At 69.3% G+C, this 8,367-nt stretch carries 4 protein-coding genes; 2 read left to right on the top strand and 2 right to left on the bottom strand.

Translation table 11 applies throughout. The features are described 5' to 3' along the window. Window positions 1–30 precede the first annotated feature (30 nt). Complete coding sequence (locus tag AVR91_RS02725; RefSeq protein ID WP_063272764.1) at window positions 31–1,539, bottom strand: glutamate synthase subunit beta; 1,509 nt, start codon at window positions 1,537–1,539, stop codon at window positions 31–33. Further along, window positions 1,532–6,100 (bottom strand): glutamate synthase large subunit, encoded by a 4,569-nt coding sequence (gene gltB / locus AVR91_RS02720; RefSeq protein ID WP_063272765.1) that lies wholly within the window; start codon window positions 6,098–6,100, stop codon window positions 1,532–1,534. Before gltB ends, AVR91_RS02725 begins: the two co-directional genes overlap by 8 nt. A 325-nt stretch (window positions 6,101–6,425) precedes the next feature. Here gltB and AVR91_RS02715 point away from each other — a divergent pair, with 325 nt between their 5' ends. Both AVR91_RS02715 and AVR91_RS02710 read left to right on the top strand, forming a co-directional pair. Beyond that, window positions 6,426–7,211 carry an SDR family oxidoreductase gene (locus AVR91_RS02715; protein ID WP_063272766.1) on the top strand — a complete coding sequence of 262 codons (786 nt, stop codon included), beginning with the start codon at window positions 6,426–6,428 and terminating at the stop codon, window positions 7,209–7,211. Between the two features lie 12 nt (window positions 7,212–7,223). After that, complete coding sequence (locus AVR91_RS02710) at window positions 7,224–8,288, top strand: NAD(P)H-dependent amine dehydrogenase family protein (protein ID WP_063272767.1); 1,065 nt, start codon at window positions 7,224–7,226, stop codon at window positions 8,286–8,288. The last annotated feature ends 79 nt before the right edge of the window (window positions 8,289–8,367 follow it).

The following is an 8,367-nucleotide window of genomic DNA, read 5'->3' as shown; positions in this document are numbered from 1 at the left end:
AACGACCCTTTCCTGACATCTCCAGCGGGCTCAGACCACCGCGAGCGGCAACGCCGTCGGGTGCACCGGAGCGGGCAGGTCCGAAGCACCGGTCAGGTAGGCGTCCACCGCGCTCGCCACCGAACGTCCCTCGGCGATCGCCCACACCACCAGCGAGGCACCACGGTGCGCGTCGCCACAGACGAACACGCCGGGCGAGGAGGTCTGCCAGTCCGCGCCGCACGAAAGCGTGCCGCGCTGGGTCAGCGAGAGACCGAGCCCGTCCAGCAGCGGCATGTGCTCGACACCCTCGAACCCGATCGCGAGCAGCACGAGGTCGGCGGGCAGTTCCTCGACCTCGTCGTTGACCGGGGTCACCATGCGCTTGCCGGTCTCGGGGTCCTTGACCACGCGGACCTGACGGAGCTCCACGGCGCGCACGTTGCCTTCGTCGTCACCGATGAACCGGGTGACCGCGACGGCGAACTTGCGCTCACCCGCCTCCTCGTGCGCCGGGTAGGTGCGCAGGATGTACGGCCAGGTCGGCCACGGCGAGCGTTCGTCGTCCCTTGTGGACGGTGGCGTCGGGTACTGGTCCAGCTGGGTCACCGAAAGCGCACCCTGCCTGGTCGCGGTGCCGTAGGAGTCGGCCCCGGTGTCGCCGCCGCCGATGATGACGACGTGCTTGCCCGCCGCGTCGATCGGCGACGGGCCGTCGCCCTCGACGTACTTGTTGGCCGGGACCAGATGTTCCATCGCCAGGTGGATCCCGGAGAGCTCACGGCCGGGCGTGGTCTTGTCGTCGCGGCCGCGCAGCGCACCCACGGCGAGGATCACCGCGTCGTACTCCGCCCGCAGTTCCTCGACGGTCAGGTCGACGCCGACTTCGCAGCCGGTGACGAACTTCGTGCCCTCCTTGCGGAGCTGCGCGAGCCGCCGGTCGAGGACCTTCTTCTCCATCTTGAACTCGGGGATGCCGTACCGCAGCAGGCCACCGAGCCGGTCGTCCCGCTCGAAGACGGTCACCTCGTGGCCGGCTCGGGTCAGCTGCTGCGCGGCGGCGAGCCCGGCCGGGCCGGAGCCGACGACCGCGACCCGCTGCCCCGACGAAACCGCCGAGACCTGCGGCTGCACGTAACCGGCTTCCCAGGACTGGTCGGCGATCGTCTGCTCGACCCGCTTGATCGACACCGGACCGCCGGACAGCGGCGAGATCGACAGCACGCAGCCCGCCTCGCACGGCGCGGGGCACAGCTTCCCGGTGAACTCGGGGAAGTTGTTGGTCGCGTGCAGCCGGTCGCTCGCCGCGGCCCAGTCGCCGCGGCGCACCAGGTCGTTCCACTCCGGGATCAGGTTGCCCAGCGGGCAGCCGGAACCACCGGAGTGACAGAACGGGATGCCGCAGTCCATGCACCGGGAAGCCTGCTTGCGCACCTGTTCGTTGCGCTCGCCGGGTTCCACGTCGGCGTAGACCTCTCCCCAGGTGGCGAGACGGTCCTCTTTGGACTTCTTCTTCGGCTCTTCACGGTCGTACTTAAGGAAACCCGTCGGATCAGCCACGAGCGGCCTCCATGATCGCTTCGTCGACGTCGCGGCCCGCGGCGCGCGCCGCCTTCGCCGCGTCAAGGACACGCTGGTAGTCGCGGGGCATCACCTTGGTGAACGCCGCCGAGCGACGCGGCCAGTCGCCGAGCAGCGACGCGGCCACGGCCGAACGTGTGAGGTCGTAGTGCTTCTGCACGGTCTTCTTGAGCCAGGCGAGGTCCTCGGACGACGGCGTCTGGAGGTTCACCATCTCCTCGTTGACCTTGCCGCGGTCCAGGTCGAGCACGTAGGCCTCGCCACCGGACATCCCCGCGGCGAGGTTGCGCCCGGTCGGGCCGAGCACCACGGCCTGCCCACCGGTCATGTACTCGAAGGCGTGGTCGCCGACACCCTCGGCGACGACCACCGCGCCGGAGTTGCGCACGCAGAACCGTTCGCCGACCTGGCCGCGCAGGAACATCTCACCGCCGGTGGCCCCGTAGGCGAGCGTGTTCCCGGCGATGGTCTGGCCTTCCGCGGCGAACTTCGCGTCCGGATGCGGGCGCACGATGATCCGCCCGCCGGAAAGGCCCTTGCCGACGTAGTCGTTCGCGTCGCCGACCATGTCGAGCGTGATGCCGCGCGGCAGGAACGCCCCGAGCGACTGGCCGGCGGAACCGGTCAGCAGCACGTGGATCGTGTCCTCCGGCAGGCCCTCACCGCCGTAGCGACGGGTGATCTCGGAGCCGAGCAGCGTGCCGACGGTCCGGTTCACGTTCCGCACCGGAAGCTCCAGCCGCACCGGATGCGCGTCCTCCAGCGCCGCCTCGGCGAGCTGGATCAGTGTCCGGTCGAGCGCGTGCTCCAGGCCGTGGTCCTGCGCCCGCGTGCGCCGCTTCGCCCCGCCGTACGGCGTTTCCGCCGGCATCTCGAAGATCGGCGCGAGGTCGAGACCCGAGGCCTTCCAGTGCTCGATCGCCTCGTCGGTGTTCAGCATCTCGGCGTGCCCGATGGCCTCGTCGAGGGTGCGGAAACCGAGTGCCGCCAACGTTTCCCGGACCTCTTCGGCGACGAACCGGAAGTAGTTCACGACGTGGTCGGCCTGGCCGGTGTACCGCTTGCGCAGATCCGGGCTCTGGGTGGCGACGCCGACCGGGCAGGTGTCGAGGTGGCAGACGCGCATCATGACGCAGCCTTCGACGATCAGCGGCGCCGTCGCGAAACCGTACTCCTCCGCGCCGAGCAGCGCGGCGATGACGACGTCCTTGCCGGTTTTCATCGCGCCGTCGACCTGCACGGTGATCCGGTCGCGCAAACCGTTGAGCAGCAATGTCTGCTGCGTCTCGGCGAGGCCGATCTCCCACGGTGTCCCCGCGTGCTTGAGCGAGTTCATCGGGGAGGCGCCGGTGCCGCCGTCGTGGCCGGAGATCAGCACGACGTCCGCGTGCGCCTTGGACACGCCCGCCGCGACCGTGCCGACGCCGAGCGAGGACACCAGCTTCACGTGGATGCGGGCGTTCTCGTTGGCGTTCTTGAGGTCGTGGATCAGCTGGGCGAGATCCTCGATCGAGTAGATGTCGTGGTGCGGCGGCGGCGAGATGAGCCCGACGCCCGGCGTCGAGTGCCGTGTGCGCGCGATCCACGGGTACACCTTGTTCGGCGGCAACTGCCCGCCCTCGCCCGGCTTCGCGCCCTGCGCCATCTTGATCTGGATGTCGTCGGCGTTGACGAGGTATTCGCTCGTGACGCCGAACCGGCCGCTCGCGACCTGCTTGATCGCGCTGCGCCGTGCCGGGTCGTAGAGCCGCTCGGGGTCTTCCCCGCCCTCACCGGTGTTCGACCGGCCGCCGATGCGGTTCATCGCGATGGCGAGCGTTTCGTGTGCCTCGGCCGAAATCGAGCCGTAGGACATCGCTCCGGTGTTGAAACGCTTGAAAATCGCCTCGACGGGCTCGACCTCGTCCAGCGGGACGGGCTCGCGGGCACCTTCGCGGAAGGAGAACAGCCCGCGCAGCGCGCCGCCCTGGCGGTAGAGGCGGTGCACCTCGTCGGAGTACTTCTTGTACACCTCTTCCCGGCCGGTCTTCGTCGCGTGCTGCAACAGGAAGACGGTCTCGGGGGTGAACAGGTGCAGTTCGCCCTCGCGGCGGTACGCGTACTCGCCGCCGGTCTCGAGTCCACGGTGGACACGATCGGTCGGGTTGTCCGGGTACGCGCGACGATGACGCATGGCGACCTCTTCGGCGAGCACGGTCAGCCCGACCCCGCCGAGCTTCGACGACGTCCCGGTGAAGTACTCGTCGAGCAGATCCTGTGCCAGGCCGAAGGATTCGAAGACCTGCGCCGCGGTGTACGCGCCGACGGTCGAGATGCCCATCTTCGACATGATCTTCAGGACGCCCTTCACGAGCGCCTTGACGTAGTTGCGGACCGCCGTGGCGGGCTCGATGCCGGTGACCGCACCGGTCGAGATCATGTCCTCGATGGTCTCGAAGGCCAGGTACGGGTTCACCGCCGCGGCGCCGTAGCCGAGCAGCAGCGCGACGTGGTGGACCTCGCGGGCATCGCCGGTCTCGACGACCAGCGCGACGCGGAGCCGCTCTTTGGTGCGCACCAGATGGTGGTGCACCGCGGACACCAGCAGCAGCGACGGGATCGGCGCCATGCGGTGGTCGGAGTCGCGATCGGACAGCACGAGCGTGCGCGCGCCGGCCGCGATCGCTTCGGATGCCTCGCGCCGGACCCGCTCGATCGCGGACGCCAGCGCCTCGGCGCCACCGTCCACTTCGTACAGTCCGGAAAGGACACTGCACGCGAAGCCGGGAAGGTCGCCGTCGTCGTTGATGTGGATCAGCTTGGCGAGTTCGTCGTTGTCGATCACCGGATACGGCAGCTGCACATGACGGCAGGAGGCCGGGCCGGGGGCGAGCAGGTTGCGCTCGGGGCCCATGATCCGGCTCATCGAGGTGACGAGCTCTTCGCGGATCGCGTCCAGCGGCGGGTTGGTGACCTGCGCGAAGTTCTGCTTGAAGTAGTCGTAGAGCAGCCGCGAACGCTGCGACAGCACCGCGGGCGGGGTGTCGGAGCCCATCGAACCGATCGGCTCGGCCGCCTTGACCGCCATCGGCGCGAGGAGGATCTTCAGCTCTTCTTCGGTGTAGCCGAAGGAAAGCTGACGCCGCAGCACGGAATCGTGGCTCTGCACGATGTGGTCGCGGTCCGGCAGGTCGGCGATCTGCAGGAGACCGGCGTGCAGCCAGCCTTCGTACGGGAGCTCCTTGGCCAGCGCCGACTTGACCTCTTCGTCGTCGACGATCCGGCCGGCTTCGGTGTCCACCAGGAACATGCGGCCGGGCTTGAGGCGCCCCTTGGCCACGACGTCCGAGGGGGCGACGTCGAGGACGCCCGCCTCGCTGGCCAGCACGACCCGATCGTCCGCGGTACGCCACCATCGGGCGGGCCGCAGGCCGTTGCGGTCGAGCACCGCGCCGACGAGCGTGCCGTCGGTGAAGGTGACACAGGCCGGGCCGTCCCACGGCTCCATGAGGCTGGCGTGGAACTGGTAGAACGCACGGCGCTGTGCGTCCATCCCGGCGTGGTTCTCCCACGCTTCGGGGATCATCATCAGCACCGCGTGCGGGAGCGAACGCCCGCCGAGGTGCAGCAGCTCCAGCACCTCGTCGAAGGAGGCGGAGTCCGACGCGTCGGCCGAGCAGATCGGGTACAGGCGGGTGAGGTCGCCGGGGATGAGGTCCGATTCGAGCAGCGCCTCACGGGCGCGCATGCGGTTGCGGTTGCCCCGGATGGTGTTGATCTCGCCGTTGTGCGCGACGAACCGGAACGGATGCGCCAGCGGCCACGACGGGAAGGTGTTGGTGGAGAACCGGGAGTGCACGAGCGCGATGGCGCTGGTGAGCCGGGTGTCGGTCAGGTCGGCGAAGAAGAGCGGGAGCTGCTCGGGGGTCAGCATTCCCTTGTAGACGATGGTCCGCGAGGACAGCGACGGGAAGTAGGTGCCGCAGCCGGCGGTCACGCTCTCGTTCTCGACCCGCTTGCGGAGACAGAAGGCGAGGCGGTCCAGTTCGAGCCCGGACGGACATCGCCCGTCGGCCTCGGCGCCCGCGACGAACAGCATCGCGAAATGCGGCATGACCGAACGCGCCGTCGGGCCGATGTCGGCGCGGTCGGCGTCGACCGGTACCTCACGCCAGCCGAGGACGTCGAGGCCTTCTTCACCGGCGATCCGCTCGATCAGGGCGATGGCCTTGTCCCGCTCCTCGACGTCCGAGGGCAGGAAACCGATCCCGGTCGCGTAGGTCTGGTGACCGTCGGCGTCCGCCTCGGGCAGGGGGAAATCCACCTCCGCCCGCAGCAGCTCGTCCGGGAGCTGCAGCAGGATGCCCGCGCCGTCGCCACTGGTCGGCTCCGCTCCGGCGGCCCCTCGGTGGTCGAGGTTCGTCAGCGCGGACAGACCGTCGGTGACGATGCCGTGCGAGCGCCGCCCGCGGACGTCGGCCACCATGGCCACCCCGCAGGAGTCCTGTTCGGATTCGGGATCGTAGAGACCCTGTTTGCCTGGAATGGCGGAGAAGATCATGAAGGGACCTCCTTCGTCGTCTGTGCTCAGCGGCCGGGCGGACCGGCCGGGGGATGCGCACGGGACGACGATGGCCCGTTCGTTAGCGCGACTTTAACACCTGTGAAACACGTAGGCATCAGTTCGGCGGGCGCGAAAGCCCGCCGATGGGTAACGATCTGGACGCCCGGAACGACACAGTTCCTGATGAGGTCACAGTAGTTCGTTCCGCTAAGTATATGTCCTGTTCCGGGATGTCACGAGCAGCGGTGAGGCGACCCTAGTCACTCCCGGCGCCCGGCGCGAGCCCAGGACACCGGAAATAGAACGTGTTACAGTTTCGGTCATGATCCTGGACCGTTTCCGGCTCACCGACCAGGTCGCCGTGGTCACCGGCGCCGGACGCGGGATCGGCGCGGCGACCGCCGTGGCGCTCGCCGAGGCCGGCGCCGACGTGGTGATCTCCTCCCGCACCGAAACCCAGCTCGAAGACGTGGCCGCCCTGGTCGCCGCCACCGGCAGGCGCGCCCACGTGGTGCCCGCCGATCTGAGCGACCCGGCCGCAGCCGGCGAGCTGGCGCGTATCGCGAAGGCGGAGTTCGGACGGCTGGACCTCGTGGTCAACAACGTCGGCGGCACGTATCCACGGCCGCTGCTGGAAACCACGCCGGACTTCCTCGAAGAAGCCTTTCGCTTCAACGTCTCCACCGCGCACGCGCTGACCGTGGCGGCGGCACCGTCCTTATTGGAGTCGGGTGGCTCGGTCGTCAACATCTCGTCGGTCATGGGCCGCGTGAACGGCCGTGGTTTCGCCGCGTACGGCACGGCGAAGGCCGCGCTGGCGCACTACACCCGGCTCGCCGCGGCCGACCTCGCGCCGAAGGTGCGGGTGAACGCGATCTCGGTCGGCTCGGTGGCGACCTCCGCGCTCGAAGTGGTGGTGGGCAACGACGAACTGCGCGGCCGGATGGAGGCCGCCACTCCCCTGCGCCGGATCGGCGAGGCCGAGGACATCGCGGCCACCGTCGTGTTCCTGGCGTCGGGCGCGGGCCGGTACGTCACCGGCAAGATCATCGAAGTCGACGGTGGACTGCAGGCCCCGAACCTGGAGCTGGGCCTGCCCGATCTTTAGGAGGCGAACGCCTTGCGCGTGGTCCAGTGGAGTACCGGGAACGTCGGCCGCCACGCGCTGGCCGGGATAGCCGCGCGGCCCGATCTCGAACTCGCCGGGGTCTGGGTGTCGAGCGAGGCCAAGGCGGGTGTGGACGCCGGGGAGCTGGCCGGGCTCGGGCGCCCGCTCGGTGTCGCGGCCACCACCGACGCGGACGCGCTCATCGCGCTGAAGCCCGATTGCGTGCTCTACACGGCGATGGCCGACGACAGGCTGGTCGAGGCTGTCGAGGACCTGAAACGCTTTCTGCGCGCCGGGATCAACGTGGTGTCCAGCAGCCCGGTGTTCCTCCAGTACCCCGAAGGTGTCGTGCCGCCGGAGATGATCGAGCCTATTCGCGAGGCAGCCCGCGAAGGCGGCGCTTCGCTGTGGGTCAACGGTGTCGATCCCGGTTTCGCCAACGACTGGTTACCGCTGGTGCTCACCGGCGTGTGCGAGCGGATCGACGAGGTCCGCTGCCTGGAGATCCTCGACTACTCGACGTACGACAACGGCAAGGTGCTGTTCGACATCATGGGCTTCGGCCGCGAGATGGACGACCTGCCGCTGCTGCTGCAGCCCGGCGTACTGTCGCTGGCCTGGGGCAGCGTCGTACGGCAGCTCGCGGCCGGGCTGGACGTGGAGCTCGACGCCGTCGAGGAGGTCTACGAGCGGCTCCCGGCGCCTGAGACGTTCGAGATCGCCTCGGGAACCATCAAGGAGGGCACGGCGGCGGCGCTGCGGTTCGAGGTGCGTGGCATGCGCGGCGGGCGGGCGGTGTGCGTGCTGGAGCACATCACGCGACTGCGCGGCGACCTCGGACCGGACTGGCCGCAGCCGACCGGGCAGGGCTGCTACCGCGTCCAGGTGACCGGGGAGCCTGAGTACGTGCTGGACCTGCGGCTGGTCGGGACCGACGGCGACCACAACACCGCCGGGCTGAAGGCGACCGCGATGCGGCTGGTGAACGCGATCCCGGCGGTGGTGGCGGCTCCGGCTGGGCTGCTGACGGCGCTGGACCTGCCTTTGGTGACTGGCCGGGGCCTGGTGACTCCCTGAGTCACGGCACTTTCACGTGACTGCATGGACGACACGTGTGATCAGACGGACGACACGCGTGACGGGACGGACGACACGG

It is taken from the genome of Amycolatopsis keratiniphila subsp. keratiniphila (assembly GCF_001620365.2).
GTDB classification, from domain to species: domain Bacteria; phylum Actinomycetota; class Actinomycetes; order Mycobacteriales; family Pseudonocardiaceae; genus Amycolatopsis; species Amycolatopsis keratiniphila.
Note: the sequence above shows the minus strand (reverse complement) of the source record. Positions and strands in the feature narration are given on the sequence as shown.

Coding starts and splice junctions, on each gene's coding strand:
- gltB (WP_063272765.1), bottom strand. CDS start 6,100: ATGATCTTCTCCGCCATTCCAGGCAAACAGGGTCTCTACGATCCCGAA.
- AVR91_RS02715 (WP_063272766.1), top strand. CDS start 6,426: ATGATCCTGGACCGTTTCCGGCTCACCGACCAGGTCGCCGTGGTCACC.